Source organism: Mesorhizobium sp. M0904, assembly GCF_040319475.1.
In the GTDB taxonomy this organism is placed as follows: domain Bacteria; phylum Pseudomonadota; class Alphaproteobacteria; order Rhizobiales; family Rhizobiaceae; genus Mesorhizobium.
Map to the genome: position 1 here is coordinate 80,747 of NZ_JAMYOC010000005.1, position 26,323 is coordinate 107,069.

Below are 26,323 nucleotides of genomic sequence, written 5' to 3' on the forward strand. Positions count from 1 at the left end.
GCTCGCCAGCATGTCAGTAACAAGAGAACCAAACGGCGCCGCGGAACCGGCTAATGCGGAAATGCGCATGACGACGCGCGACCGCCCCTTCGAACCCGTCGACTATGGGCTTTACGCACTAACGGTCATTGCCTGGAGCGCATCGTGGTTCGCGATCGAACTTCAGGTCGGCAGCGGCGTGTCGAACGAGGTCAATCTGGTCTGGCGCTTCGCCATCGCCACGCTGCTGATGTTTGCCTGGGCGGGTTTCTCCGGTCGGCGGCTCCGCTTCCCGATCACCGATCATCTGCGCTTTGCTGTACTTGGCATCCTCATTTTCTCGTCGAACTTCCTGTTTTTCTATTATGGCGCCGGCTATCTCGTCAGCGGCTTGCTCTCGGTCGTCTTCTCGCTCGCCTCGGTCATCAACATGCTGCTCGGTGCCTTGGTCATTGGCGAGCGCCCGGCGCCGCGCATTCTCGCCGGCGGCGTCATCGGCTTCGCCGGCATAGCGCTGATGTTCTTCCCCGAAATTGCTGCCAACGGGCTTTCAGGCGGGACGTTGGTGGGCCTTCTTCTGTGCCTCTGCGGAACGTTGAGCTTCTGCGCAGGCAATCTCGTCTCCGTCGCAAACCAGCGCCGCGACCTGCCGCTCGTTTCAACCAACGCCTGGGGCATGCTCTACGGCACTTTGTGGTCGGCGTTCCTGGCCTTCCTGTTCGGTGAGCCGTTCGTGTTCGCGACGACCGCCTCTTATATCGGCTCGCTGGTCTTCCTCGCCGTCATATCGACGGTCGTGGCTTTCGCCGCCTACCTGACGCTGCTCGGACGCATTGGCGGCGCCCGTGCCGGCTATGCGACCGTCATATTTCCCGTATTTGCGCTTTTGATCTCCACGGCACTGGAAGGCTATGCCTGGACTGCGTACGCGATCATCGGGCTCGTCCTCGTCGCCGCCGGAAACGTCCTGGTCATTCGAGGAGGACGACGCTGACGCATGCAATGCCGCTGCGCGGCCCCCGCCACATAGGTGCACCGGATAGATCGGGCGGGGCGCCTTCTTCTTCTGTCTTTTTATCCAGCTTGACTCTCTGGGTCGTCAGTTTAGGCTGTGGTCAATGGGTCAGACCAATGTACCAGGGCGGCCGGGGAGGGGAATTAGACGCGCATGCCGATCCAGGCTGTTGAACCTCGCCGACTATACCGACAGGTCGCCGATCAGCTCAGGCAGCTGATCGATGCCGGCGAGTTTTCCGTCGGCGACCGTCTGCCGACCGAGCGGGATCTGGCCGACCAACTCGGAATTTCCCGCCCGACGGTCCGTGAAGCGCTGATAGCGTTGGAGGTCGAAGGCCGCATACGCATCCGCGTCGGCTCGGGCATCTACGTCACCGATCCGCCGAGCGCCGCCGCCTCCGAACCCGAAGTCGAGGAAGGCCCGTTCGAGCTGTTGCGCGCGCGCGAATTCGTCGAAGGCGCGATCGCTGCCGAAGCGGCCCTCCATGTCCGGCCTGCAGACATCGAACGGCTCGACGACGTGCTGCGCCGGATGGAGGCCATGCGTCACCCCAACAAGATGACCATTACGCTCGACCGGGAATTCCATACCGCTGTCGCCGGCATTCTCGAGAACGCGGTGCTGGTGCGCTTCATCGGCGAGCTTTTCGACCAGCGCATGAACCCGTACTTCGAACGCCTGTCGATCTATTTCGAGACCAGCGATTCCTGGCAGGTCGCGGCAAGGGAACATCGTGCCGTGCGCGATGCAATTGCCTCGCGCGACCCCGAGCGGGCCAAGGCCGCCATGCAGCAGCATCTGCGCCAGTCGCAAATCAGATTCTCACGCAATTTCGATGAGAGAGCCGCAGCCAAGGAGGTTGCGGAATAGCAGTTGGCCTGGGGGAGATCCGGCCGTCAAATTCAACCAGGGAGGAATTAGATGCTGAGAAAATACGCAGTTCTGCTCGGTGCGATCGCCGCAATTGCCATACCCATGGCGTCGGCCTCGGCGGAAACGGTCCTGAAATGGGCACATGTCTACGAGACGACGGAGCCCTTCCACACCGAATCCGTGTGGGCTGCCGACGAAATCAAGAAGCGCACCCAGGGCCGCTACGCCATCGACGTCTATCCGGCCTCGCAGCTTGGCAAGGAAGCCGACATCAACCAGGGCCTGATGCTCGGCACCGTCGATATCATCATTTCCGGATCGAGCTTCGCGGCGCGCGAATATCCACCGATCGGCGTCACCTATTTCCCGTACACTTTCCGCGATGCCGACCATCTGCTGAAATACACCAAAAGCGACGTCTACAAGGCCCTGACCAAGGGCTATGAGGACAAGACCGGCAATCACATCGTCGCCACCACCTATTACGGGACGCGGCAGACCACCTCGAACCGGCCGATCGCCAAGTGCTCCGACATGCAGGGCTTGAAGATGCGCGTTCCCGACGTGCCGGCCTATCTGGCCATGCCGCGTGCCTGCGGGGCCAACACGGCGCCGATTGCCTTCGCCGAGGTCTATCTGGCTCTGCAGAACGGCACGGTCGAGGCCCAGGAGAACCCGCTGACCACCATCGAGGCGAAGAAATTCTACGAGGTGCAGAAGAATATCGTGCTAACTGGCCATATCGTCGATCATCTCAACACCATCATATCGGCGTCGCGCTGGGCCTCGCTGTCCGACGAGGACAAGAAGATCTTTACCGAGGTGATGCAGGAGGCTGCCGCCCGCGCCACGGCGAAGATCGTCGCCCGCGAAAAGGAACTGGTGCAGGTATTCAAGGACCGCGGCATCACCGTAACGGATGTCGACCGTGCCGACTTCGAGAAGAATGTGTTGGAGAAGGTCACCTTCGAGGAGTTCGGGTACAACAAGGCCGATTGGGAAGCGATCCGCGCTATCAAGTAGAGCATCGGAAACTGGATGCTCAATCAAGAGGATAGAGCGGCAATCGGATTCGCCGCTTTAACCTGCCCATCCGTCCGGCCTCAAATTGCGCCGGACGGCCTTCCAATCCTTGACGATCCACCAGCTTCGGGAGTGCGCGCCAATGGCCGAGGAACACCACACCGAGATCACCGTCGAAGAGATTGCGCATGCCTTCGAGGAAGTGCCGATACGCGTCGACCTGTCGGACCACGGTATCGAGGACTGGGTCACGCTTGCCGTGTTCTGGGGCATGGTCGTCTGTGTCTTCCTGCAGTTCTTCACCCGTTATGCGCTGAACAACAGCTTTGCGTGGACCGAGGAGATCGCCATCAACGCGCTCGTCGTCGTTGTCTTTCTAGGCGCCGCCATGTGCGTGCGCCTTTCGCGCCATATCCACGTCGACGTGCTTTACCACTATCTGCCGGAGCGCGTCGGCCGCTGGCTAGCCCTCGCCGTCGATATCATCCGCATCGCATTCTTCGCCTACGGATCCTGGCTGATGTGGCGCTACGTCACGATCGTGGCGCATGAGCGCATGGTCACCGTCAACCTGCCGCGGCGCTGGTTCTTCTACGCCGTACTGGCCGGCTTCGTGCTGATGCTTCTGCGCTCGATCCAGGTCTTTATCGGCAATTACCGGCGCGGCTATTCGGTGCTCGAGCGTCCTGGTGCGTTCGAGACGGCGGGGGTCTGAGCGATGCTGCTTCTGGTCGGGGGTTTTCTTGTCCTGATGCTCATCGGCGTGCCGGTCGCTGTTTCGATGGCGGCCGCCTCGATCCTTTACCTCGTCATCTACGGCGTGGCGCCCGACATCATCGCAGCCCAGCGCATGATCGCCGGGGTGGAGAGCTTTCCGCTGCTCGCCGTGCCCTTCTTCATCCTGGCCGGCAACCTCATGAACATCGCCGGCGTCACCGGGCGTATCTATTCCTTCGCCCTTGCCCTGGTCGGCTGGATGAAGGGCGGCCTGGCGCAGGTCAACATCATCGGATCGGTGATCTTTTCCGGCATGTCGGGTACCGCGCTCGCCGACGCCGCCGGTATCGGCACCATCGAGATCAAGGCGATGAAGGACCACGGCTATCCTATCGACGCCGCGGTTGGCGTCACCGCCGCTTCCGCCACGCTCGGGCCGATCTTTCCGCCCTCGCTGCCCTTCGTCATCTACGGCATGATGGCCAATGTCTCGATCGGTGCCCTGTTCATGGCCGGCATCCTGCCCGGCGTGGTCATGACCGTGCTGATGATGATTACGGTTGCCATCTTTGCCTACAATCGCGGCTGGGGTTCCGACACGCCTTTCGAGCTTCGGCGGCTCGCCGAAGCGGCGGGCGAGGTGCTGGTGGTGGCTGCCTTTCCGATTGGCTGTTACGTGCTTGTGCAGCTTGGCCTGTCGATCAACATCGCGGTCGGCATCGTGCTGCTGCTGCTGATCGCCGCGGACTGGTATTTCGATTTCTCCGCGGTCATGGCGCTGATGACGCCGGTCATCCTGATCGGCGGCATGACGATGGGCTGGTTCACGCCGACGGAGGCGGCAATGGCGGCTGTGATCTGGTCGCTTTTCCTCGGGCTGGTGCGCTACCGCACGATGACGTTGCGCTTGCTTGCCAAGGCCAGCTTTGACACGATCGAGACGACCGCCTCCGTACTGTTCATCGTTACCGCCGCATCGATCTTCGCCTGGCTGCTTACCGTCAGCCAGGCGGCACAGCTGTTTTCGAACTTCATTTTCGCCCTCACCGAAAACAAGTGGGTCTTCCTGATCCTGGTCAACATCCTGATGCTGGTGGTCGGCTGCTTCCTCGATACGATCGCCGCGATCACGATTCTGGTGCCGATCCTGCTGCCGGTCGCCGCCGTCTACGGCATCAACCCGGTACATTTCGGGCTGATTATGACGCTCAATCTGATGATCGGGCTTTTGCACCCGCCGCTCGGCATGGTGCTGTTCGTGCTGTCACGCGTCGCCAAGCTCTCGGTCGAGCGCACCACCATGGCGATCCTGCCGTGGCTGGTGCCGCTTATCGTGGCGCTGCTTCTGATCACCTTCATACCCGCCATTACGCTTTGGCTGCCGACCGAGATGGGCTTGATCCGGTGAGTGGCCAGGTGATCGCCGCAACGCTGTTCGGCCCGCAGGACCTGCGCGTCGTGGAGCATCCGCTCGAACCGCTCGCACCAGGCATGGTGCGTGTGCGCTTCGGGGCCGGGGGCATCTGCGGCTCCGACCTGCATTATTTCCGCCATGCCCGCACCGGCGACTTCGTTGTGACCTCGCCGCTTGTCCTCGGCCATGAAATCTCCGGCGAAATCGTCCAGATCAACGGCGCGGCACCCGGCCTGGGCGTCGGCGACCACGTCGCGGTCAATCCGTCACGCTGGTGCGGGCATTGCGCGCGATGCCTGGAAGGCCGCGCCAATCTCTGCGAAAACATCTACTTCATGGGCTCGGCATCGAAGACGCCGCATATGCAGGGCGGCTTCGCCAGTCTGTTCGACGTCACGCCCGCGCAATGTTTCAAGGTTCCATCTGATGTGGCCTACCAGGCGGCCGCACTTGCCGAACCGCTGGCGGTCAGCCTGCACGCCGTCGCGCGGGCCGGCGACATCAGGGGCCGCAACGTCGTCCTGTTCGGTGCCGGTCCCATTGGCCTCTTGACCATGCTCGCGGCCAGGCTTGCCGGCTGCGCTGAACTGATCGTCGTCGATATCGCCGCCGCGCCGCTCGCCTTCGCCCGCAGGTTGGGCGCCGACAGGACGATCGACCTTGCCAGCGGGGACGCCGAGATCCAGTCGCTCGCGGCCGGCGGTTCCCTTGATGTGGCGTTCGAGATTTCAGGCACTGCCGCAGGCCTTGCCGCGGCAATCGCCAGCGTCCGGCGCGGCGGCACGGTGGTCCAGGTCGGCAATCTTCCCGGTGGCCAGATCCCGCTGCCCGCCAATGCGGTGATGGCCAAGGAGATCGACCTCAAAGGCACCTTCCGCTTCGGCAGCGAGTTCGGTCGCGCAGTCGACCTCATTGTGTCACGGGAGGTGGACGTCCTAAAGCTGGTGACGGCGGAGCGCACGCTTTCCTCCGCCCCCGATGCCTTCCGACTTGGCGCCGACCGCGCTCAAAGTGTCAAGGTTGTGCTGACCGCGGACTGATTGAGGATTCGCAACGTCCCTGTTTTTTACGAGCCCATTGGCGCTTCACGGTGCAGGTACAAACAGAGGATGTGCGACGGAGCGGCCTCGCGCCTTCCAAACGTGGCGTGTGGGCCATGCCGGCGCGCGCGAAGATGCTGGACAGATTCGAACGACCAGGAGCGATTCGTACCTGATTCTATGTTCCTTTCACGACTCTCGGCTTAATCGGCCGGCGGGATTGGGCCGCGCTCTCGAGTGTCAAGGCCAACCGCTTCTCGTCTTCGATGGCGCGATCGACTGCCTCGATTTCCTCTTGGAGGCCTTCAGCTCGACTCCGTAGCTGGAGCCGTCGCTGTCGCCAATTTGAAAGCCACTTGCCCGCATTGCGTCGCGAGTATGGTGCACGTTACGGACTCCTTCGCGTCGAGTCGCGACCAGAATTTCCCTGAATTCTCTAAGACGTTCAACGTGATTGCGAGCCATTTGCGTTCTCCTATTTCGTCGTCATCGTCGCTGACGGCGATTCAGCCCGACAAAAACCTACGGCGCAGAAGGTTTAAGCGCCTCTAAGAGATACGCTCGACAGAGCATGAATGCGGAAGGTCAAATTTGAACGTCTTGCAATAGTTTGAAGCACGGCAGCTGGAGAGACGCTTCGACTGAGCGCCTCTGCTGCTCGGCGCTCTTGCTGGTTCCTCCGGCTTCAGGATTGCGAGGGTCGATCTGTGAGCGTGCATGGTCTCATGTCTGGTAAGCGGCGCAGTCACGACTACAGTTGGCAGATCGCCGGATTGGCCCATCACTCCCAACGGCGCGCCTGAGATCGCCCGCGCTCGGTTTTATTGGTCCGAAAACCTCACGCTCACGCCGCGCTGCCGAAAATAAGCCTGCATCAACTTGCGGCCCGAGCGATTGTTCTGCGCCAACTTGGTCGGATCGAACACCGCCTGTTTTATCCCCTCTCGTGTGAGCGCTGCCTTGAGCGTCGCGATACCTGCGTCGATGTCGGCATTGCCCGCCCGGAGCGAGGCATAGATACTTTCGGTCGCCTCGGCCACGGTCAGTTCGCTCACAGATGTCGTCCTTTCATACAGGGCGGCGGCTTAGCATGGATTCGCGGCTCGCCGATACCGATGAGACCGTCATTGGAATCCTGTCGGCGGCGCTGAAGTAGCGGTATTACTCGACCGGCGACGACGGCGTGCTGCGGCTCGGCGTGATGACATACCTTTATGGGGACCTAGTCTAACTGCGTGAGAGATCGAACAGACCCTCCACGCCAGCAATTTACCCCGAACCAACAAATCACTGAGGAGACAATTCCCATGAAAGCGATCGTAGTGACGGACCAGGCTGCAGGAACGGCCGGAATGAAGCTGGGGCAGCGGCCCGAACCACAGGCGGCAATAAACGATGTCGTCGTACAAGTTCATGCGGCGGGATTCGTCAACACCGAACTGGAGTGGCCTTCGACCTGGGCCGATCGGGCCTTCCATGACCGGACGCCGTCGATCCTCGGCCATGAGCTGGCCGGTGTGGTCACGGCCCTCGGCTACGGCACCACGGGGCTTTCGATCGGTCAGCGGGTGTTCGGCCTCGCCGACTGGCATCGCGACGGCACGCTCGCCGAGTATGTCGCCATGGAGGCACGCAATCTCGCACCGCTGCCCGGCGACGTCGACTTCACGGTTGGCGCAAGCTTGCCGATCTCCGGCCTGACCGCGTGGCAGGGACTGTTCCAGCACGGCCGCCTTCGGGCGGGGCAGAGCGTTCTCGTGCATGGCGCGGCCGGTGCCGTCGGTTCGATGGTGGCGCAGCTTGCAAGGGAGGCCGGAGCTTATGTCATTGGCACCGGACGCGCCGCTGACCGCCAGAAGGCGCTCGACTTTGGTGCAAATGAATTCATCGATCTCGGGAATGACACCTTGGAAGAGGTCGGCGGTGTCGATCTGGTGTTCGATGTCATCGGCGGCGATATTCAGAAACGGTCCGCAACGCTGGTCCGGGCCGGAGGGACGCTTGTGACAGTCGTCGGACCAACGGATATTCGACCTGCAGATGGCCTGACGGTTGACTTCGTCGTCGAGGCTGATCGAGCCCAGCTTTCGGAGATAGTTCAGCGGATCCGGGATGGACGACTGCGGACGAACATCGGCAAGGTCTCGAGCATGGATGATGCCGTCGCCACCTTCAACTCAACCGAGCGACGCACGGGAAAGACAGTCATCAGCGTTCGTCCGTAAGAACTCGGGGAGAGAGGGCGGCTCCTCTCTCCTCGTCTACTCCCGTCAGCAAGATACCATTAGCAAGATAATTGCCTCGGCCATGCCGGTCTTCGTCGCTTAGACTCTCCGTGTCGCTCGGTGTATTGGCGCTGTTCCCCTCCGCGAGGCCCCGCGATGGCTGCAGGACTATGCGCCGGACCTCCAGTCGGCCGTGTCGGTGAGCGCAGGGGGGGAGCGTCTTCGCGAGGGAGGACGGAGCGGTCTACAACACCTACCGCCGCTATCCACCGCTTGTGGGGCCGCCCTACGCGCCGTTGCTCGAGTTCGTGCCAAAGCCGTGACATCCGCAACTTGCGCGCCTGCCTTGGCGAAGCGGGCATTCGCCGATAGAGAGCGTGTCATGCAAGCACGTGACCGCTTCTTATCGCGGGGATGTTCCTAAGGCGGAGGCCCTAAAATCAGCCGCGAGCGAAGAAGACGCAGATGCGGAATTAGCGTGCCGTCCTCGCCGCTTCCGCCTCGGCAGCGCGAGCAAGGTCTTCGACCCACTGCTGATGATAGCGGTAGAGCCCACCGGGGTGCTTGTGTCCGAGCACGTCGAGGAACCAAGGGCCCTGCTGCGTCTCTTCCGTCAGCACATGGCAACCCGTGTCCTTGGGAGTGATGACCCAACCGTGATAGGCGGTCGAGCCGGTCTCGTCGCCGTCGACCACCGTTTTCCACGCGAGCCTGTGGCCGGGCTCGCACTCCGTCACGACAAGGCTCATCGGAAATCCAACCGTCACCCGACTGAATCTGGTTCCGAGCGCCAGTTTAGGCTCACCGGTCAGGATCTTGACCTGATCCTCTGGAGGAAAGTAGCTCGACCAGTTCTCGGCGTCGACCAGCAGCTCCCACACCACTTCAGGCGGCGCTTTCACGTCAATGTCATTGAGCGCGTAGATCGACGAAATCTTCGGGTCGAAATGGTCAGGCCATTTTACACGATCATACATGGCTCAAGCCTGCTTCTTGAAGAGATCTTTGAAAATTAAAGGCGCCCAGGTGTTTCCTCGCGCCTGAATGAGCAGCCCACCCTCTGCGAGCCTTCCAAGGTTGACCGGTGCATAGCCGAGTTGCTCGACCAGCGTGGACACCACCGGAAGGGCGCTGTCATTGTCGCTGGAGAGAAAAACCACTCGCCGCCAGCCGCCGATGGAGGGCTCCTGAGCAAGGACGCCTGCAGGCAGGTGGTTGAACGCCTTGACAAGCGCGGCAGCGCCAAACGCCTTGGCGACTACGGCCGAAGACGGGAGGCTGCCCAAATCGTTTGGTGAGACGCCGTAGGCGTTCGTCACATCGATAATGATCTTGCCCCGCCAGTCCTTGGCAGTGTTCGCAATCTCCCCGTGCGCCCAGAACGGAACAGCCAGCAGGATAATGTCGGCCTTGAGCGCTTCGTTCAGGGAGCTGGGGATGACCGTGGTTCCGATGGCCGTTGCGAGCGGCGCGAGCGCCTTGGGCGCACGTGTGCTTGCTATGGCCACTTCGATACCCTTGCGGGCGAACCTTTTCGCGAGCGCCTGACCGACGGCCCCGGCGCCTATGATTGCGTAAGTCATTTCATATCTCCAGATCGGCGAATTGCCGGTACGTCCTGGAGCTTAGCTAAGGTCGTGGAGCCTCAACCGGGATTGACGATTTCTCAACAGCGGCTGTGCATCGGCGCACCATTCACGGATTGGTCGCGCTTCGGCGTCCCAGTGGAGCTCGACACCCGTGGCCAGGGACAGCGAACTCGAGGACTCCCTCACCCGCATCCGTGAGACGATAGCCTGAGGGTAGCTTCTCGAACAGGTACGCGCCGAGGCGCTGTTCCAGTTGGGCAATGCGTCGCAGCACAGTCGAGTGGTTTACCTTGAGGCGCTCAGCGGCGGCCCGAACCGAACCTTCGCGCGAGATGACAAGAAAGTAGCGAACGTCGTCCCAGTCGATCATGTGGTGCAACCTTGCACCGCAAGGTGCGGTGTTGAAACACGTATTAAATAGCATGAATGGTGCGAACCTCTTCGTCGACCTCCACAGTTCTAGTTTCGCTGCAGCTCCCATACCTCGGCAATCGGCTATTCTGCGGCATTCGCAGCCAGTGCGAACACCATCCCCTGGGAACAGGCGGTGCGCCAACGCACAGCCGCTGTCGAGAAATCGTCAATCCCGCCTGAGCGCGTTCGATCCCATTTGCTTGCGAGGGGGCGAGATGATCGTCGGCCCTGGACGAACGAAAAGGAGAAACCGACATGGGAAGACTTGATGGTCGGATAGCCGTTGTCACAGGTGCGGCAAGCGGCATCGGCCTTGCCACCGCGAAGCGGTTTGCGGCCGAGGGCGCAGTAGTCGTGATGGTGGACCAGCACGGCGAGAAGGTTCGACGTGCCGCGCAGGCGTTGGGGCGGGGCCTGGATCCGGTCCTCGCCAACATCACGAAGATGGCAGATCTCGCTGCTCTTCGCGACCACGCCGCCAAGACCTACGGCTTCGCCGACGTCCTGTTTGCCAATGCCGGCGTCGCTACGTTCGCGCCGGTCGGCGAAGTGAGCGAAGAAGCGTTCGATCGAACCGTCACGACCAATTTGAAGGGCACATTCTTCACCGTGCAAACGCTGTTGCCGGTGCTCCGAGACGGCGCCTCGATCATTCTCACGTCGTCGGTGTCGGGCTCGAAGGGCGCTCCGGCTTTCAGCGTCTACTCGGCCACCAAAGCTGCGGTCCGCTCCCTCGCGCGGACCCTTACCTCGGATCTGAAGGCCCGCCATATCCGCGTAAACGCGCTCGCCCCCGGGAACACCGAAACGCCCATTGGCATAAATGCCGGGCTGTCCCAGGAGCAGAGCGATGCCTTTTTCGCGCACACTGCCCTCGACACGCCGCTGGGCAGGAACGGTCAAGCCAACGATATCGCTGCGGCCGCGCTCTACCTCGCGTCCGACGACAGTTCGTTCGTGACCGGCATCGAGCTGACCGTCGACGGGGGCTTTGCGCAGGTGTGAGCCCGGGCCGCTGGCGCTGAGGGGCCGCCGCTAATTTCGGCATCGGCCGACCACTTCGCGCAGGCAGGTAGGGCACTTTTCTCGTTTTTTGTCCCAACACGGAGAACAACATGTTCAAGGCAATCAAATGGCCGGCAGACCTGACGCCCAGCCGATCCCCGATCCATTTCACCAACGAACTTGAGGTCGCGGCCTCTGCTGAAACGATCTGGTCGTTGCTCGTAGATCCCGCCGCTTGGCCTGGCTTCTACCCGGGCGTCGAACACGTGCAGTTGCTTGATGGGCACGAATCGCTTCGCCTTGGCACACGGTTCGAAACCAACCTGGCCGGCCAGGACGTCTTCGCGTCAGTGCAGGAGTTCGAGCCCATGACGCGCATCGCGTGGGGCGGCTACCCCAAGGCGGCGGTGACTTCGAAGGCCTATCACGCATGGATTATCACACCCACGGCGAATGGATGCCACCTCTGGACCGAGGAGACGATGCGGGGCCCGTTCTGGATCGAATTGGCCAAGAAGGCCCCCGACGTTTTTTGGCGCACGCACGAGAAGCTCCTTGAGGATCTCGCCAAGGTCGCAACCGAACGCACTGCCTCACACATCAAGTAAAACAGCCGTCGCTGTCGCAGTCCGAAATTGAAGGAATAGACTCATGAATATCGATCTTAAGGGCCGCAAGGCCGTTGTAACGGGTTCCACGGCGGGCATCGGTCGCGCCATCGCCGAAGGACTGGCGCGCGCGGGCGCTTCGGTTGTGATCAACGGCCGTGGCGAGGAACGCGTCGCCACAGCGCTTCGCGAGATTCGCGAGCTTTTCCCACAGGCTGGTCTGACGGGCGTTGCGGCTGATCTGGAGACAGCCGAAGGGGCCGGAGCTCTGTTCGCACAGGCGCCCGATGCGGATATCCTCGTCAACAATGTGGGCACAGCGCGCCCGAAGACCTTCTTCGATCTCGCCGATGACGACTGGCTAAGCCTCTTCCAGCTCAACGTCATGAGTGGCGTTCGCGCCGCACGCCACTATGTGCCGAAGATGACTGCGCGGGGTTGGGGACGGGTCGTATTCATCAGCAGCGAATCCGCACTCAACGTCCCGAAAGAGATGATCGACTATGGCATGACCAAGACGGCGCAACTCGCTATTTCGAGGGGGCTTGCCGAAGCGGTCGCCGGAACGGGTGTTACAGTTAACGCGGTCCTCCCCGGCCCAACGAGGTCCGAAATCCTGTCGAATATGATGAATGAGCTGGCGCACTCGCAAGGCATCAGCCAAGAGGAAGCGGAGCAAGTGTTCTTGACGACGATGCGCCCGACAACACTGATCAATCGATTTGCGACGACCGAAGAAGTTGCCAACATGGTTGTTTACGTTTGTTCGGAGCAAGCGTCAGCGACGAGTGGCGCCGGTCTGCGCGTCGACGGCGGTGTACTTCGGTCAATCGTCTAAAAGTGTACGGATTATAAACCAGCTTCCCTAGCGCGAGTCGACGTCGCCAGTGAGTTCCGTCGCGGCCGAGATCACTTTCACCATCTCGCGCATCCGACCCTGCAGGCGCTCCGATGACGGGTTACGGAGCGTGTTGCGGTGGACACCGTCAACTGGGCCAGGTTGGCCACCTTCACACCCAGTGCCTGCGACGGGTGCTTCGGCGAGATATAAGGCGTGCGCGGCTCGTCAAGGCTATCGACAAAGCCTGAAACCACCGTGGAATGTGCGAGCTGTGCTTGGCAGGTGAACAGAGGCCTGACGCCTTCCAGCGCACTGCTTGTCCGTCCTCATCCGTAGCGGCTGTTAGCGCACCACTACCACACAGCGGAACTCGACCAGTGCGCCATTGCCTGTGCGCTTGATCAGGCGTCCGTTGTGGACAGCGATGGTCGGGTCGATCAGGTCGCTGCGCAGTGCCCGCAACCTGGCCAAAGTACGGTCTTCATCCGCGCTCGCTAGCCGGCTGTACCCGACCACGTCGGCGGCCAGGATCGCGGCTAACTTGCGGTTCTCGCTCACAGGGGGCATCTCCTCGTGTCCATAATAACAGGAAGACACGTGATTACTGAAGGCCCGCTTCTGATAATCCAAGCCTCGAAGCTGCCAATCCGCCTCCGGCTCCAAATCGAGACCCTCCTTGCTCGTCGCAAAGTATCGTCAATGCGCCATGCGACCTTCCAACTTGAGACTGAAACACGTCATGGCCCTCCCTTTTCCGTTAACGGTGAGCGAGGCGTTTGATCGGGTGGAATCTGGCGCCGTAGATAGGACAAAACATCGAAAAACATTGGAATTCATGTGAATGCCGCGAAGCCAAAACGTCCTCCGGGCCCACCGTTATCATTATTTCAATGCTTTATAAGATAGTTCGCCACGAGCTTCGCCGATTCGTTCAGGCCTCTACTACTATTGTCGGCGCGCCGGGCCTGGCATGGCCGATGATGCGAGCCGAAGGGTACCCGTCCGCGACGATCCTCTCGACGAGCGCCGCTGCGCAGTCGGTCTCGCAAGCAACCAGCAACCCGCCCGAAGTCTGTGGGTCCGTGAGAAGGTGGCGTCGCCACTCGGGCATGCCGGGAGGTAAGCTTACCGCGTCGCCATAACTCGCCCAGTTGCGCCAGGATGCGCCGGTAACGTGGCCGTCGACCGCGAGCGAGACAGCTTCGGAAAACAGCGGCACGTCGCGGCTGCAAATCATCAGCGTGCACCCGGAACCGCGTGCCATCTCGAGGGCATGTCCGAGCAAGCCAAATCCGGTCACGTCGGTGACCGCGTGGACGCTCGCGTCCTGCGCCAGCTCCGCTCCGATCCGGTTGAGAAGGGTGGTGGAGGCGATCATTTCGCGATAGCCGCTCTCGGAAAGCGCCTGCATCTTGATGGCGGCGGAATAGATGCCGACACCGAGCCCTTTCGTCAGGATCAAGGTGTCGCCCGGCCTGGTATCAGAATTGCGTCGGATATCCTCGGGTCGGCATGTGCCGATGACTGCAAGGCCGTAAATCGGCTCCGGCGAGTCGATTGAATGGCCGCCGGCAACCGGGATTCCGGCGTTGGCGCAGACAGCTTCGCCACCTTTCAGGATTTCGCGGACCATGAGCGTCGGGATCTTGTCGAGAGGCATGCCGAGTATAGCCAACGCCATGATCGGCCGGCCACCCATCGCATAGATATCGGACAGGGCGTTGGTTGCGGCAATCCGGCCGAAATCGTAGGGGTTATCTACCATCGGCATGAAGAAGTCGGTGGTCGCAATGACGCAAGTCGCGCCGTCGAGCTGCCAGACTGCCGCATCGTCGCCGGTTTCCGTGCCGACGAGAAGCTGATGATAGGGACTGGCAGCCGCCGGATCGGCGAGAAGCTGCTGCAGCACTGACGGTGCCAGCTTGCAGCCGCAACCGCCGCCATGGGCGAGGCTGGTCAGGCGCACAACGGGCGCTTCCGTGATTTCAGGCGAGAGGGCGATTGCCATGGTCGAGCCTCCTCTGCTGGCAGGCTTAAGTAGGGATCAAAGTCAACCGGAATGGAAAATACGATCGCCCGACGCACGGCACGTTTGGAGCACGCTTGCGCTCAGCGGATTTTGTTGAGTTAGGAAAGGCAAGGACCGTACCCGGCGTGCGAGGCACCGCCGTCATTGGGTATAGATCGAAAGGCGCCCCGACCCGCGGGAGCTGTTTCATCGCCACGCTTTACTTTATTATAATACGTTCGTTTTCGTCAATCGCAGTCGCGGTCACGAAAACAAGACAAGAAATTCGACAATAATACACAGTGCCGATTTGCGGGCACGAACCTGCTGCGAAGGCCGTTCGGAGGGCACTTTTGCTGCACCGTACGCACCTCGTTCTTTGGCATTGATTTTATTTGGTCCGAGACTAGTTACCCGGATTGAACCGTTGGTTCGAGTTGCCTTGTGGGGCATCGGCTTCGGGAGGAAACCATGAACATCGATCTTTCTCGACGCGCGTTCCTGCAAACAGCAGGCGCGGGTCTCGCCGGTACTACGCTCGGAGCCCTCGGCTTCGGCGATAGCGAGGCCGCACACGCGGCGGCCATACGGTCCTTCAAGCTCGCGAACACCATCGAAACACGCAATACCTGTCCATACTGCTCGGTGGCTTGCGGCATAATCTTGTATTCGAAGGGTGATCTCAGAAAGGGCGAGCCAGCCGAGATCACCCATATCGAGGGTGACACTGATCATCCGACCAATCGCGGCACCTTGTGCCCCAAAGGGTCGGCCCTGCTCGGATTTGTCAAGTCGCCGACCCGTCTGCAACATCCGATGATCCGCAAACCGGGCTCGGACAAGTTCGAGCCGATAAGCTGGGAAGACGCACTCAGCCGCATCGCCCGCCTGATGAAGGACGATCGCGACAAGAACTTCGTCGCGACAAACAATGACGGCGTGACGGTCAACCGGTGGATCACCACCGGCTTCCTCGCCGCCTCGGCTTCGACCAATGAAACCGCGTTCGCGACCTACAAGGTGGTCCGCAGCGCGGGCATGCTGGTGTTCGACAACCAGGCACGTGTCTGACACGGCCCGACGGTGGCGAGTCTCGCCCCAACATTCGGCCGCGGCGCAATGACGAATTCCTGGACCGACATCAGGAACACGGATCTCGTCGTCATCATGGGCGGCAATGCCGCCGAAGCGCATCCTTGCGGCTTCAAATGGGTCACGGAGGCGAAGGCCAACCGCGGCGCCAAGCTCATCGTCATCGACCCGCGCTTCACGCGCTCGGCTTCGGTATCGGATCTTTACGCGCCGATCCGCCAGGGAACGGACATCGCCTTCCTGCTCGGGCTGATCAACTACTGCATCCAGAACGACAAGGTGCAATGGGACTATCTGAAGGCCTTCACCAACGCGACATATGTTGTCAAGGAGGGCTTCACCTATCAGGATGGCCTCTTCTCGGGCTATAACGAGGCGAAGCGAGACTATGACAAGTCCAGTTGGGACTATGACATAGGCTCGGACGGCTTTGCCGTTGTCGACGCGACATTGGCCAATCCCCGCTGCGTCTGGAATCTGCTCAAGAAGCATGTCGCGGTCTACACGCCGGAGATGGTCGAGCGCATCTGCGGGACACCGAAGGACCGGTTCCTGAAGGTGGCCGCGATGGTCGCCGAGACGTCGTCTCCGACCAAGGCGATGACCTCGATGTACGCACTCGGCTGGACGCAACACTCGAAGGGCTCGCAGAACATCCGCGCCATGGCGATGCTGCAGCTTGTTCTCGGCAACATCGGTATACGCGGCGGCGGCATGAACGCGCTTCGCGGTCACTCCAACATCCAGGGGCTGACCGACCTCGGGCTGATGTCGAACCTGCTGCCCGGCTATCTGACGCTGCCGACTGAGAAGGAGGTCGATCTGGCAGCCTACATGTCGACCCGGGGCTTCAAGCCGCTCCGGCCGAACCAGATGAGCTACTGGCAGAACTACAGGAAGTTCTTCGTAAGCTTCCAAAAGTCGATGTGGGGCAATGCCGCAACACCGGAGAACGATTTCGCCTATGACTTCCTGCCGAAGCTCGACCTGCCGGGCTACGATCTGCTGCGGGCTTTCGAGCTTATGCACCAGGGCAAGATGAACGGCTATTTCTGCCAGGGCTTCAACCCACTACAGGCAGCTCCGAACAAGAAGAAGGTGATCGAGTCCCTCTCGAAGCTCAAATACCTCGTCATCATGGATCCGTTGGACACGGAGACGGGCCGGTTCTGGGAGAACCACGGGCCGTACAACGATGTCGATCCGTCGCAGATTCAGACGGAAGTCTACCAGCTTCCCTCCACCTGCTTCGCCGAGGATGACGGCTCGCTGGTCAATTCGGGGCGCTGGCTGCAGTGGCATTGGGCCGGCGGCACGCCCCCCGGCGAGGCCAAACGCGATACCTGGATCATGGCGCAGCTCTATTTGCGCCTGAAGGAGCTCTACACCAAGGAAGGTGGTGCCTTCGCCGATCCGATCGTCAAGCTCAATTGGCCTTATGCCGATCCCGGCGATCCGAAGGCCGAGGAGCTCGCCCAGGAGATCAATGGCAGGGCGCTCGCCAGGGTAACCGATACGGCCGACCCGACAAAGGTGCTGGCCGAGGCCGGAAAGCTCTTGCCGGGCTTCGCCGCGCTGCGCGACGACGGCTCCACCTCCTGCGGCTGCTGGATCTATTCCGGCTGCTTCAACGAAAACGGCAACAACATGGCCAGGCGGGACACCACCGATCCTGACGAAACCGGCGCCTATTCCAAATGGGCGTTCTCATGGCCCGCCAACCGCCGCATTCTCTACAACAGGGCGTCGGCTGACCTCGCCGGAAAGGCTTGGGATCCAAGCCGCAAGGTGATCGAATGGGACGGCACGAAATGGTCGGGCTACGATGTCCCCGACATCTTGCCAACGGCAAAGCCCGATCAAGTAGGCCCGTTCATCATGAATCCGGAAGGCGTCTCGCGCCTCTTTACCCGGGGCATGATGCGCGACGGACCATTCCCGGCGCATTACGAGCCATTCGAGTCGCCCATCGCGAACCCGATAGCTCCCAAAGTCCGCGGCAACCCCGCAGCGCGGGTGTTCGAAGGCGATATGGCCCAGTTCGCCGAATCGGCTTCGCAGGAGTTCCCCTACGCGGCGACCTCCTACCGACTGACCGAGCATTTCCACTTCTGGACCAAGCACGTCATCACCAATGCGGTGATGCAGCCGGAGTTTTTCGTGGAAATTTCGGAACAGCTTGCGGCCGAGAAGGGCATCACCAAAGGCGGCTGGGTGCGCGTCTGGTCGAAACGCGGTTCCGTTGTGGCGAAGGCCATGGTGACCAAGCGGATCAGGCCGCTCACCTGCGATGGCAAGACCGTCCACATCGTCGGGATACCGCTGCACTGGGGCTTCACGGGAGCGGCGAAGAAAGGCTTTGGCCCGAACATGCTCACCCCCTTTGTCGGCGACGCCAACATCGAGACGCCGGAATACAAGGCGTTCCTTGTCAACATCGAGCCCATCGCCGGGCCGGTAGCGTAGGAGGCGTAAGCGATGTTTCCTCCACTTCCAAATCCTTCGACGACAGATACCGCACCGCGTTTTTCCGACAAGGACCTCATCCGCCGCTCTGCCTCGAGGGTTCCCGCACCCGAGCAGCACTTGACGGAGGTCGCCAAGCTCATCGATGTTTCGAAATGCATCGGCTGCAAGGCGTGTCACACGGCCTGCATCGAGTGGAACGACACGCATCCGGAGATCGGCTTCAATGCCGGCGTCTATGAGAATCCTGCCGATCTCACGCCGGACATGTTCACGCTGATGCGCTACAGCGAATGGGACAATCCCGAGACGAACGAACTCGAATGGCTGATCCGCAAGGATGGCTGTATGCACTGCGCTGACCCGGGCTGCCTCAAGGCTTGTCCGGCGCCGGGCGCCATAGTGCAGTATTCGAACGGCATCGTCGATTTCGTCCATGAGAACTGCATCGGCTGCGGCTATTGCATCAAGGGTTGCCCGTTCAACATTCCGCGCATCTCCAAAGTCGATCACACGGCCTACAAATGCACGCTCTGCTCCGACCGCGTGGCTGTCGGCCAAGGACCAGCCTGCGCCAAGGCCTGCCCGACCCAGGCGATCGTGTTCGGCACGAAAGACGAGATGAAACAGCACGCCGACGGCCGCATCAAGGACCTGAAATCGCGCGGCTATTCGAATGCCGGCCTCTACGATCCGCCCGGCGTCGGAGGGACGCATGTGATGTATGTGCTGCACCATGCCGACCAGCCGGAACTCTATTCTGGTCTGCCGAAGGAGCCGAAGATCAGCCCGCTCGTGGAGGCGTGGAAGGGCGTGACCAAATATGCCGGCCTCACCATTCTCGGCGTGGCGGCCGGCGTCGGCCTGCTTCACCATCTGGTCATGGGACCGAACAGGGTCTCCGAGACGGATGAGGAGCATGCCGAAGAGCTGACGGAAGGCGACTACGATGGCCGCGTATGACGTGAAGCCGAACGAGCAGGTACATCCCGGCAAGCCAGTGATCGTGGACCGCTACACGGTTGGCGCGCGGATCAACCATTGGATCACGGCGGCCAGCCTGATCCTGCTCGCCTTGTCCGGCCTTGCCATGTTTCACCCGAGCCTGTTCTTCCTGTCGGGGCTGTTTGGCGGCGGCCAGTTCACGCGCTTCATTCACCCGTGGATCGGCGTCTTGCTCTTCTTCAGCTTCCTTGGGCTTTTCCTTCGGTTCTGGAAGGCCAATTTGTGGAGGCCCGAGGACGGAACGTGGCTCGCACGTTTCCGTGACGTATTGTCCAATCACGAGGACAACGTCCCCGAAGTCGGCAAGTACAATGCCGGCCAGAAGCTCGTCTTCTGGTCAATGTCGATCCTCATCATCATCCTGATTTCGAGCGGCATTGTCATCTGGCAACAATATTTCGCCGCTTACACCACGATCAGTCAGCAGCGGGTGGCGCTGCTTGTTCATTCGATCGCTGCCGTGGCGATCATCGGCGTGTGGATTATCCATTTCTATTCGGCCATCTGGGTACGCGGCACCATTCCAGCCATGACGCGCGGACGGGTGACCGGCGGCTGGGCTTGGCGGCATCATCGCAAATGGCTGCGTGAACTGATCGCACGCAAACCGGACGGACGTTCGGGATCGAATCCCGCCGAATGAGCGGGCATTATTTTTACGCAATTCCGGACGGAAAGCCGTTATACTTTTCGTGGAATTGCTCTGGAGCAGTATCAAGCCGACCACGTGGCCCGTGAGGTTCGTGAGGTTGAAATGCCAAAGCAACAAGATCCGTCACGCCCTGACCCGACTGTAATCGGCGAGGTCTCGGCCCCACCCTTTGCGCGCCTGCCTGATCCGCGGACCTTGTTCATTCGCCGCTCAGAGCGATTGAATGTGTTGGCGGATGACCACCAGCTCGGCCCCTATCTCCGCTTCCTCGCTGCACTGGCGGATGCGCAGCACCGCATCCAGGACGGATTGCCGGATGTCGAATTGCCGACCGCGGAGGCGCGCGAGCGCGCACGAACCTTCAGTATGCCGCCGCTCGATCGCAACCAATTCACTTCGGATGCCGCCCTTGCAATGACGCTCGGCCGCCTGTTCGAAGTGGCAGCCACGATCGAAAAACCCGAGGCGGCCGCAGCCGCCTTGGACAGGCTCGCGAATATCGATGCGTTCGGGGTCGAATCCATGGTGCGCAATGTGCTCACCGATGCGATCCCAATGAACGCGCTTGCCGAGCATGTCTATGTCGCGGCCGCGCTGCAGGTTCACTTCGCCCGCCTCGCGGCATGTCTCGACAGCTCGAAGCTGGTTCCGGTTGCCGACGGCGCCTGTCCGGCCTGCGGTGGGCCGCCCGTATCCTCGATCATCGTCGGTTGGCACGGCGCACACGGGGCGCGGTTCTGCGCCTGCGCGCTGTGTGGAACATTGTGGAACCACGTCCGCATCAAATGTACGCTGTGCGGCTCGACCAAGGGGATAGGCTATCAGGAAATCGAGGGAGGCTCTGGCACGGTCAAAGCCGAGACCTGCGATGCATGCGGCAGCTATGTAAAGATCCTATCCCAGCACAAGGATCCGGCTCTCGATCCGGTCGCCGACGACGTGGCGACGCTCGGCCTCGACCTGCTCGTCCGCGAGGGTGGCCATCGCCGCGGATCGTTCAATCCGTTCCTGGTTGGCTACTGACAATACGATGACTGCTTCATCCGCAAACCCTTTACGCAATCTTCCGTCGGTCGACCAAGTGCTGAGGACCCCGCTGGCGGTGGCCGCAATCGAGCGCTTCGGACGGCAGGCCGCGACGGAGGCCATTCGCCGAGCCGTCGCCGATGCGCGAATGGCCTCCCGCAATGCCGGAGCGATCGTGCCGGAGGCAAACGATCTTGCCGGCGACGCACTTTTGCAGCTCAGGGATGGCGAACGACCTTCCCTGCGCCCCGTTTTCAACCTGACCGGAACGGTGCTGCATACCAATCTGGGACGTGCCCTCCTTGCGAAGGAGGCGGTCGATGCTGTTCGGCTGGCAATGAGCGAAGCGGTGGCTCTCGAATTCGATGTCGAGAACGGCGGGCGCGGCGAACGGGACGATCATCTTCGATCGCTCGTTTGCGAGCTGACCGGAGCCGAGGATGCAACCGTCGTCAACAACAACGCGGCCGCCGTCCTTCTCGTACTCAACACGCTGGCGCTCGGTCGCGAAGCGATCGTTTCGCGGGGCGAGTTGATCGAGATCGGCGGCTCTTTCCGAATGCCCGAGATCATGACGCGCGCCGGCGCCAGGCTTGTCGAGGTCGGCACCACCAACCGCACCCATCGCAAAGACTATGTCACGGCGATCGGCCCGGAGACCGGGCTCATCCTCAAGGTGCACACATCGAACTACCGAGTCGAAGGATTCACGGCAGAGATCCGGGCCCCCGAGCTCGCTGCAATCGCCAAGGCGCATGGGATGCCGCTGGTCCATGATCTCGGTTCGGGCACGCTGGTCGATCTAGCCCGCTACGGCCTTGGGCGCGAGCCGACCGTGCGCGAGGCGGTCGCCGACGGCGCCGATCTCGTCACATTCTCCGGCGACAAGCTGCTCGGCGGTCCGCAGGCGGGTTTCATCGTCGGCTGCAGGGACCTGCTCGCAGCGATCCGCCGCAACCCGATGAAGCGGGCGCTCAGGGTCGACAAGCTTCGTTTGGCCGCGCTCGAAGCGACGTTGAAGCTCTACCGCGACCCAGACCGCCTGGCCGAGCGCCTGCCGACGCTAAGGCTGCTCTCGCGCTCGGTGAGGGAGATTGCAGCGCAGGCAAAGCGCCTTGCTCCCCTGGTTGCTGACGCCGTGGGCGAAGCCTTTGCGGTCGACACGGTGGAGTGCCGGAGCCAAGTCGGATCCGGCGCGCTGCCGCTCGAAACCGTGCCAAGCGCCGGGCTTGCTCTCAAGTCGCGCTCAGGGAGCGGCCGGGCGCTCGAAGCGCTTGCGGCTGCGCTGCGTGGGCTGGGCGTCCCCGTGATCGGGCGCATCGAAAACCAGGCGCTCGTGCTCGATTTGCGCTGTCTGGAAGACGAGGCGAACTTCATCGCCAATCTAGCCGGCTTAAATCCGGGAGGAACCGATGCGCTGGCGTGACCGCCTTGCGCGCCGCCCAGCCGAGACGCCTGTGGCCGCACGCATGACCGAGGCCCTCGAAGCCGCGCGGCGAGGCGACCATGCCGTGGCTCTCTCCATATGGGAGCCGCTGGCTCACCGGGGCGTGGCCCGCGCTCAGAACAATATCGGCGCCTGCTTCGCCGAAGGGCTCGGCGTCGAGCGCGATGCGGAAATGGCCTTTCGCTGGCTGGCGCTCGCCGCCGAGGCAGGGGATCCTGTCGGGCAAAGGAATCTGGCGTCGCTTTATTTCCGCGGCGAAGGCGTCGAGCAGGACTTTCGCCGGGCGGCCGAGCTCTATCGGGCCGCAGCGGAAACTGGCGACGGACCGGCGCAGGATATGCTGAGCTGGATGCTGCTGGAGGGCGAAGTGATGCTTCCCGATGTCGGCGAGGCGCGACGCTGGGCGCTTGCCGCGGCCGATCAAGGCATCGCATCCGCGATGACCCGGATCGGCATGCTTTATCACAATGCGCTCGGCGTGCCGCGCGATCCCCACGAGGCTGTCCGCTGGTGGCGCCGTGCTGCCATGCGAGGAGACGCCGAAGGGCAGGCAATGCTCGGTGCCGCCTGCCATCTTGGCTCGGGCGTGCCGGCTGACGCGGTCGAGGCGCTGGTTTGGCTCCTGCGTGCCCAGGCAGGCGGCAGCGCCCTTGCCGGCCGCTATCTGGCTGCGGTGCGGGCCGAATTGAGCGCGGGCGATGCCGCCGAGGCCGAGCGTCGCGCCGCCGCGCCGTGGCCGGAGGCCGCATCATCATGATCGTTGGCACGGCGGGACATGTCGACCATGGCAAAACTGCGCTGGTGCATGCGCTGACCGGTATAGACACCGATCGTTTGCAGGAGGAAAAGACACGCGGCATGACGATCGATCTCGGCTTCGCCTATTTGCCGGTGCCGGGTGGGGACAGCATCGGTTTCGTCGATGTTCCCGGGCACGAGCGCTTCGTACACACGATGCTGGCCGGCGCCAGCGGCATCGACTTCGTGTTGCTCGTGGTGGCCGCCGACGACGGCGTCATGCCGCAAACCCGGGAGCATCTCGCCATCGTCGATCTGCTCGGTGTCAAGCGCGGCGCCGTCCTGCTCACGAAATGCGATCTGGCCGGTCCCGAGCGCCGCACTGCGGTGGCGAACGATATCCGCTCGGTGCTTGCCGGGACGATGCTTGCCGAGGCCCACCTGATTCCCGTCTCGGTCGTCACAGGCGAAGGCATCGATGAACTCAGGTATCTCTTGTTCGAGGAGGCGTCGCATCTTGCCCGGCGTGCAGTTTCGGGCCGTTTTCGATTAGCGGTGGACCGCTCGTTCACGCTGCGCGGCGTGGGCACCGTCGTGACGGGCACCGTGCTTTCGGGTTCTCTCGGTATTGGGAACAACGTGGTCGTAAGCCCGTCGGGATTGCTTGCGCGGGTTCGATCGATCCACGCCCAGAACCGGCCGGCCGAACGTGGTCGGGTAGGAGACCGCTGCGCGCTCAATCTGACCGGCGAAAGGGTTTTCAAGGAGGCGATCCGGCGCGGCGACGTGATTGTCGATCCGGAGCTTCACGCGCCGTCGGACCGGATCGATGCAAGCCTTCGCGTTCTGCCGGGTGAACGCAAGCCGATCGGCCAATGGTTTCCGGTGCGGCTCCACCATGCCGCGACGGAGGTCGGGGCACGCATCGTACTCCTCGGAGACGAACCGATCGGGCCTGGCGGCACGGCCAATGTTCAATTGGTGCTGGATAGTCCGATCGCGGCCGCTGCCGGCGACGTTTACGTGGTGCGCGACACCTCCGCGCAGCGAACCATCGGCGGTGGACATTTCCTCGATCTGCGGGCGCCCAGCCGCAAACGCCGCGCGCCGGAACGGCTGATCCAACTCGATGCCCATGCGCTATTGGCGCCCGAACTGGCCGCCGCCGCACTCCTTGATGCGCCGCCCCACTATTTCGACCTGAAGGCTTTTGCGCGCGACAGGGCGCTTAGTGACTGCGAGATGGAAGGCCTGATCGATCAACTCGGGCTTATCCGTTTTAAGGTCGGAGAAATGCTTCTCGTGCTGTCGCCGGAGCGCTGGTTGCGATTTAAGCGCGACTTGGCCGCGACCCTGGGGACCTTCCATGCCGACAATCCGGATTTGCCCGGCGTAGGAATGGAGAGACTGCGTATTGGGCTTGATCCACGTCTGCCGGCCTCCTCTTTCATAGCAGTTCTGCGGAGCCTTTCGCACGCTGGAGAAGTTGCCTTGGACGGCGCCTGGGTGCGACTACCCGGTCATGAGGCGCACTTGACGGCAAAGGATGAAAATCTCTGGCTACAGATCCAGCCTCTCATTGGCGGACCCGAACGATTCCATCCGCCGAGGGTGTGGGATATTGCCGAGGTGCTGGGCTCGCCGGAGACCGAAATCCGCCGGCTTCTGAAGCTTGCCGGCCGCATGGGGAAGGTCCACGAGGTCGCTCATGACCATTTCTTCCAGCGCGAGGCATTGGCGCAGATCGTCGAGATCGCGCGCGACCTCGCTGCGTCGATGCCTACAGGGCAGTTCACCGCTGCTCAATTTCGCGATCGCGTGGGCAGCGGACGCAAGGTCGCCATCCATATCCTCGAATTTCTCGATCGGCACGGCGTGACGCTGCGGCGGGGAGACTTGCGCCGTCTGAACAGGCGCAGGCTGGACCTGTTCCGCCTGACAGGCGAGGGTGAGCCGCCGATGGCGCAAATTTCTGGAGGAGCATCGTCCCCGGTGGGGCGTCCGGACTTCAAATCCGGGAGGGGCCGCGAGTCGGTCTCTGGTGGGTTCGACTCCCACTCTCTTCCGCCATCCTAGTGAGCCAAGATGAACCCGACGGCTTCCTTTCTGAATGACCTGAAAACGGCGGCTGAGACCGCCAGGACAACCGAGGCAAGCTTCAGGCGACAAGCGGCCAATCAGATCGCGGTTCTGGAGCAGGAGCGCGCTTTCGCCTTCAGGCGGCTCAACCTCATGCAGGATATCTCCGACGCCGTGGCCTCGGCCGAAAGTGAGGAGATCGCTGTGGCCAGCGCTTTGGCCGTCTTGCGCTTGCGGCTCGGCTGGAATGCGGACAGCGAGGCGCGCACGGAAGCGATCACGCATTTTGGCCCGGTTGCGCTTGCGTTGTTCCAGGCCGCGAAGTTGCCCGACGTCGAACCCGCCACCAATATCGGCGAGGCCCTTGCGATTTTTGAGCATTGGTACTCCGAATCCCAGGGATCGCCGTTCTGGGCGCTGTTCGAGCACCAGATCGTTGACACGCCGCTGGTCGACTTTTGACCGACGGACTTTTCGGCATACCCGGATGTGGAAGCAGAGAGCGCAACGTCGCTTTACCGACAAGATACGGTAACTGGCGCCTCGGCCACCGCCGTAAGCAACTGCTTTGGGCGCGGATGCCGGAAGGCGTTCACTCCCATGACAGACGCGGCGTAGTGCGGTCGCGTGGCCAAACGGCCATGCCGGTGGCGAAGGACATCGGCCGCTTCCAGCTATATCAGCATGAGAGCGGCGTACTGCATGGTCAGATCGAAGCCTCTACCCGAAGCCAGGGCGAGCGATACCGCCGCCGCCGGACCGCCCAGCGGCAAGCGCGTCTATGATACGGCCCCAGACACCAGCCCGACGCCACCTAACGAAGTGGTTGTAGCAAGTGGCAATATCCCGCTCCTTGGGTGATGAGCACAGTTACATATATAGAAGCATAACCAATATCATCACAGAACCCCTTGAGGGGGCTGCGCTGGATAAAGGTAGGCAGCGGGGGAATTCGCGTCGGATTCGCCGATAAACAGATAGCTTCAGAACGCGGCTATCAGCGTAGCTCCGTTATGCGCACCAGCGCGTCCCAATGACAGCCGGGCGGATGCCGGCAGTGCCGC

At 61.9% G+C, this 26,323-nt stretch carries 21 protein-coding genes, 1 tRNA gene and 4 pseudogenes; 19 read left to right on the forward strand and 7 right to left on the reverse strand.

What is annotated here, in order from left to right; all coding sequences use genetic code 11:
* Window positions 1-67 precede the first annotated feature (67 nt).
* From NKH80_RS07365 to NKH80_RS07390, 6 genes are all read left to right on the forward strand, one after another.
* Window positions 68-973 (forward strand): DMT family transporter, encoded by a 906-nt coding sequence (locus NKH80_RS07365; protein WP_352898760.1) that lies wholly within the window; start codon window positions 68-70, stop codon window positions 971-973.
* Window positions 974-1,147: 174 nt separating this feature from the next.
* Window positions 1,148-1,867: a FadR/GntR family transcriptional regulator gene (locus NKH80_RS07370; RefSeq protein ID WP_352990606.1), complete on the forward strand. Its 720-nt coding sequence runs from the start codon at window positions 1,148-1,150 to the stop codon at window positions 1,865-1,867.
* Between the two features lie 51 nt (window positions 1,868-1,918).
* Window positions 1,919-2,893 (forward strand): sialic acid TRAP transporter substrate-binding protein SiaP, encoded by a 975-nt coding sequence (locus tag NKH80_RS07375; protein WP_502894239.1) that lies wholly within the window; start codon window positions 1,919-1,921, stop codon window positions 2,891-2,893.
* Window positions 2,894-3,035: 142 nt separating this feature from the next.
* Window positions 3,036-3,608, forward strand: a complete 573-nt coding sequence (locus NKH80_RS07380; RefSeq protein WP_352508693.1) for a TRAP transporter small permease — start codon at window positions 3,036-3,038, stop codon at window positions 3,606-3,608.
* A 3-nt stretch (window positions 3,609-3,611) separates the two neighbouring features.
* Window positions 3,612-5,018, forward strand: a complete 1,407-nt coding sequence (locus NKH80_RS07385; RefSeq protein ID WP_352990609.1) for a TRAP transporter large permease — start codon at window positions 3,612-3,614, stop codon at window positions 5,016-5,018.
* The gene (locus NKH80_RS07390; RefSeq protein WP_352820457.1) at window positions 5,015-6,064 is read left to right on the forward strand and encodes an L-idonate 5-dehydrogenase; all 1,050 of its coding nucleotides are present in this window, start codon (window positions 5,015-5,017) and stop codon (window positions 6,062-6,064) included. Before NKH80_RS07385 ends, NKH80_RS07390 begins: the two co-directional genes overlap by 4 nt.
* A gap of 821 nt (window positions 6,065-6,885) precedes the next feature.
* On the opposite strand, the gene NKH80_RS07395 is transcribed toward NKH80_RS07390, so the two are convergent.
* Complete coding sequence (locus tag NKH80_RS07395) at window positions 6,886-7,119, reverse strand: hypothetical protein (RefSeq protein ID WP_352507602.1); 234 nt, start codon at window positions 7,117-7,119, stop codon at window positions 6,886-6,888.
* A gap of 252 nt (window positions 7,120-7,371) precedes the next feature.
* Between NKH80_RS07395 and NKH80_RS07400 the strand changes: the two genes are divergently transcribed.
* Window positions 7,372-8,289, forward strand: coding sequence for an NADP-dependent oxidoreductase (locus NKH80_RS07400; protein ID WP_352480611.1), 918 nt, complete (start codon window positions 7,372-7,374; stop codon window positions 8,287-8,289).
* A 473-nt stretch (window positions 8,290-8,762) separates the two neighbouring features.
* On the opposite strand, the gene NKH80_RS07405 is transcribed toward NKH80_RS07400, so the two are convergent.
* From NKH80_RS07405 to NKH80_RS07415, 3 genes and pseudogenes are all read right to left on the reverse strand, one after another.
* The gene (locus tag NKH80_RS07405) at window positions 8,763-9,266 is read right to left on the reverse strand and encodes an SRPBCC domain-containing protein (RefSeq protein ID WP_352750972.1); all 504 of its coding nucleotides are present in this window, start codon (window positions 9,264-9,266) and stop codon (window positions 8,763-8,765) included.
* Window positions 9,267-9,269: 3 nt separating this feature from the next.
* Complete coding sequence (locus tag NKH80_RS07410; protein WP_502900927.1) at window positions 9,270-9,887, reverse strand: NADPH-dependent F420 reductase; 618 nt, start codon at window positions 9,885-9,887, stop codon at window positions 9,270-9,272.
* A gap of 154 nt (window positions 9,888-10,041) precedes the next feature.
* A pseudogene (locus tag NKH80_RS07415) lies at window positions 10,042-10,248 on the reverse strand (LysR family transcriptional regulator); the annotation flags it as partial.
* Between the two features lie 299 nt (window positions 10,249-10,547).
* Here NKH80_RS07415 and NKH80_RS07420 point away from each other — a divergent pair.
* From NKH80_RS07420 to NKH80_RS07430, 3 genes are all read left to right on the forward strand, one after another.
* Window positions 10,548-11,297: an SDR family oxidoreductase gene (locus tag NKH80_RS07420; RefSeq protein ID WP_352990615.1), complete on the forward strand. Its 750-nt coding sequence runs from the start codon at window positions 10,548-10,550 to the stop codon at window positions 11,295-11,297.
* Between the two features lie 110 nt (window positions 11,298-11,407).
* Window positions 11,408-11,905: an SRPBCC domain-containing protein gene (locus NKH80_RS07425; protein WP_352990618.1), complete on the forward strand. Its 498-nt coding sequence runs from the start codon at window positions 11,408-11,410 to the stop codon at window positions 11,903-11,905.
* A gap of 43 nt (window positions 11,906-11,948) precedes the next feature.
* Window positions 11,949-12,743: an SDR family NAD(P)-dependent oxidoreductase gene (locus NKH80_RS07430; RefSeq protein ID WP_352990621.1), complete on the forward strand. Its 795-nt coding sequence runs from the start codon at window positions 11,949-11,951 to the stop codon at window positions 12,741-12,743.
* A gap of 39 nt (window positions 12,744-12,782) precedes the next feature.
* Here NKH80_RS07430 and NKH80_RS07435 read toward each other — a convergent pair.
* The 3 genes and pseudogenes from NKH80_RS07435 to selD form a co-directional block, all read right to left on the reverse strand.
* Window positions 12,783-13,054 (reverse strand): annotated as a pseudogene (locus NKH80_RS07435) (hypothetical protein); the annotation flags it as partial.
* Between the two features lie 46 nt (window positions 13,055-13,100).
* Window positions 13,101-13,304, reverse strand: a pseudogene (locus NKH80_RS07440) (adenylate/guanylate cyclase domain-containing protein); the annotation flags it as partial.
* Window positions 13,305-13,677: 373 nt separating this feature from the next.
* Window positions 13,678-14,754: a selenide, water dikinase SelD gene (selD, locus tag NKH80_RS07445; RefSeq protein WP_352880264.1), complete on the reverse strand. Its 1,077-nt coding sequence runs from the start codon at window positions 14,752-14,754 to the stop codon at window positions 13,678-13,680.
* 471 nt (window positions 14,755-15,225) lie between these two features.
* Between selD and fdnG the strand changes: the two genes are divergently transcribed.
* The 9 genes and pseudogenes from fdnG to NKH80_RS07490 all read left to right on the forward strand — a co-directional run bounded on the left by fdnG (window position 15,226) and on the right by NKH80_RS07490 (window position 25,721).
* On the forward strand, window positions 15,226-18,312 hold the full coding sequence (gene fdnG / locus NKH80_RS07450) for a formate dehydrogenase-N subunit alpha (RefSeq protein ID WP_352701537.1): 3,087 nt from the start codon (window positions 15,226-15,228) through the stop codon (window positions 18,310-18,312).
* Between the two features lie 12 nt (window positions 18,313-18,324).
* Window positions 18,325-19,275, forward strand: coding sequence for a formate dehydrogenase subunit beta (gene fdxH, locus NKH80_RS07455; RefSeq protein ID WP_352990624.1), 951 nt, complete (start codon window positions 18,325-18,327; stop codon window positions 19,273-19,275).
* Window positions 19,262-19,960: a formate dehydrogenase subunit gamma gene (locus NKH80_RS07460; RefSeq protein ID WP_352507612.1), complete on the forward strand. Its 699-nt coding sequence runs from the start codon at window positions 19,262-19,264 to the stop codon at window positions 19,958-19,960. Before fdxH ends, NKH80_RS07460 begins: the two co-directional genes overlap by 14 nt.
* Before the next feature lie 111 nt (window positions 19,961-20,071).
* Window positions 20,072-20,992, forward strand: coding sequence for a formate dehydrogenase accessory protein FdhE (fdhE, locus tag NKH80_RS07465; protein ID WP_352990627.1), 921 nt, complete (start codon window positions 20,072-20,074; stop codon window positions 20,990-20,992).
* A 7-nt stretch (window positions 20,993-20,999) separates the two neighbouring features.
* Window positions 21,000-22,421 carry an L-seryl-tRNA(Sec) selenium transferase gene (gene selA / locus NKH80_RS07470; protein WP_352701534.1) on the forward strand — a complete coding sequence of 474 codons (1,422 nt, stop codon included), beginning with the start codon at window positions 21,000-21,002 and terminating at the stop codon, window positions 22,419-22,421.
* Window positions 22,408-23,199 (forward strand): tetratricopeptide repeat protein, encoded by a 792-nt coding sequence (locus tag NKH80_RS07475; protein ID WP_352990630.1) that lies wholly within the window; start codon window positions 22,408-22,410, stop codon window positions 23,197-23,199. The genes selA and NKH80_RS07475 overlap by 14 nt, the downstream gene beginning before the upstream one ends.
* Window positions 23,196-25,031, forward strand: a pseudogene (gene selB, locus NKH80_RS07480) (selenocysteine-specific translation elongation factor); the annotation flags it as partial. The gene NKH80_RS07475 and the pseudogene selB, both read left to right, overlap by 4 nt.
* 123 nt (window positions 25,032-25,154) lie before the next feature.
* Window positions 25,155-25,250, forward strand: a tRNA-Sec gene (locus NKH80_RS07485).
* Window positions 25,251-25,412: 162 nt separating this feature from the next.
* Window positions 25,413-25,721, forward strand: coding sequence for a hypothetical protein (locus NKH80_RS07490; protein ID WP_352701532.1), 309 nt, complete (start codon window positions 25,413-25,415; stop codon window positions 25,719-25,721).
* Window positions 25,722-26,323 lie beyond the last annotated feature (602 nt).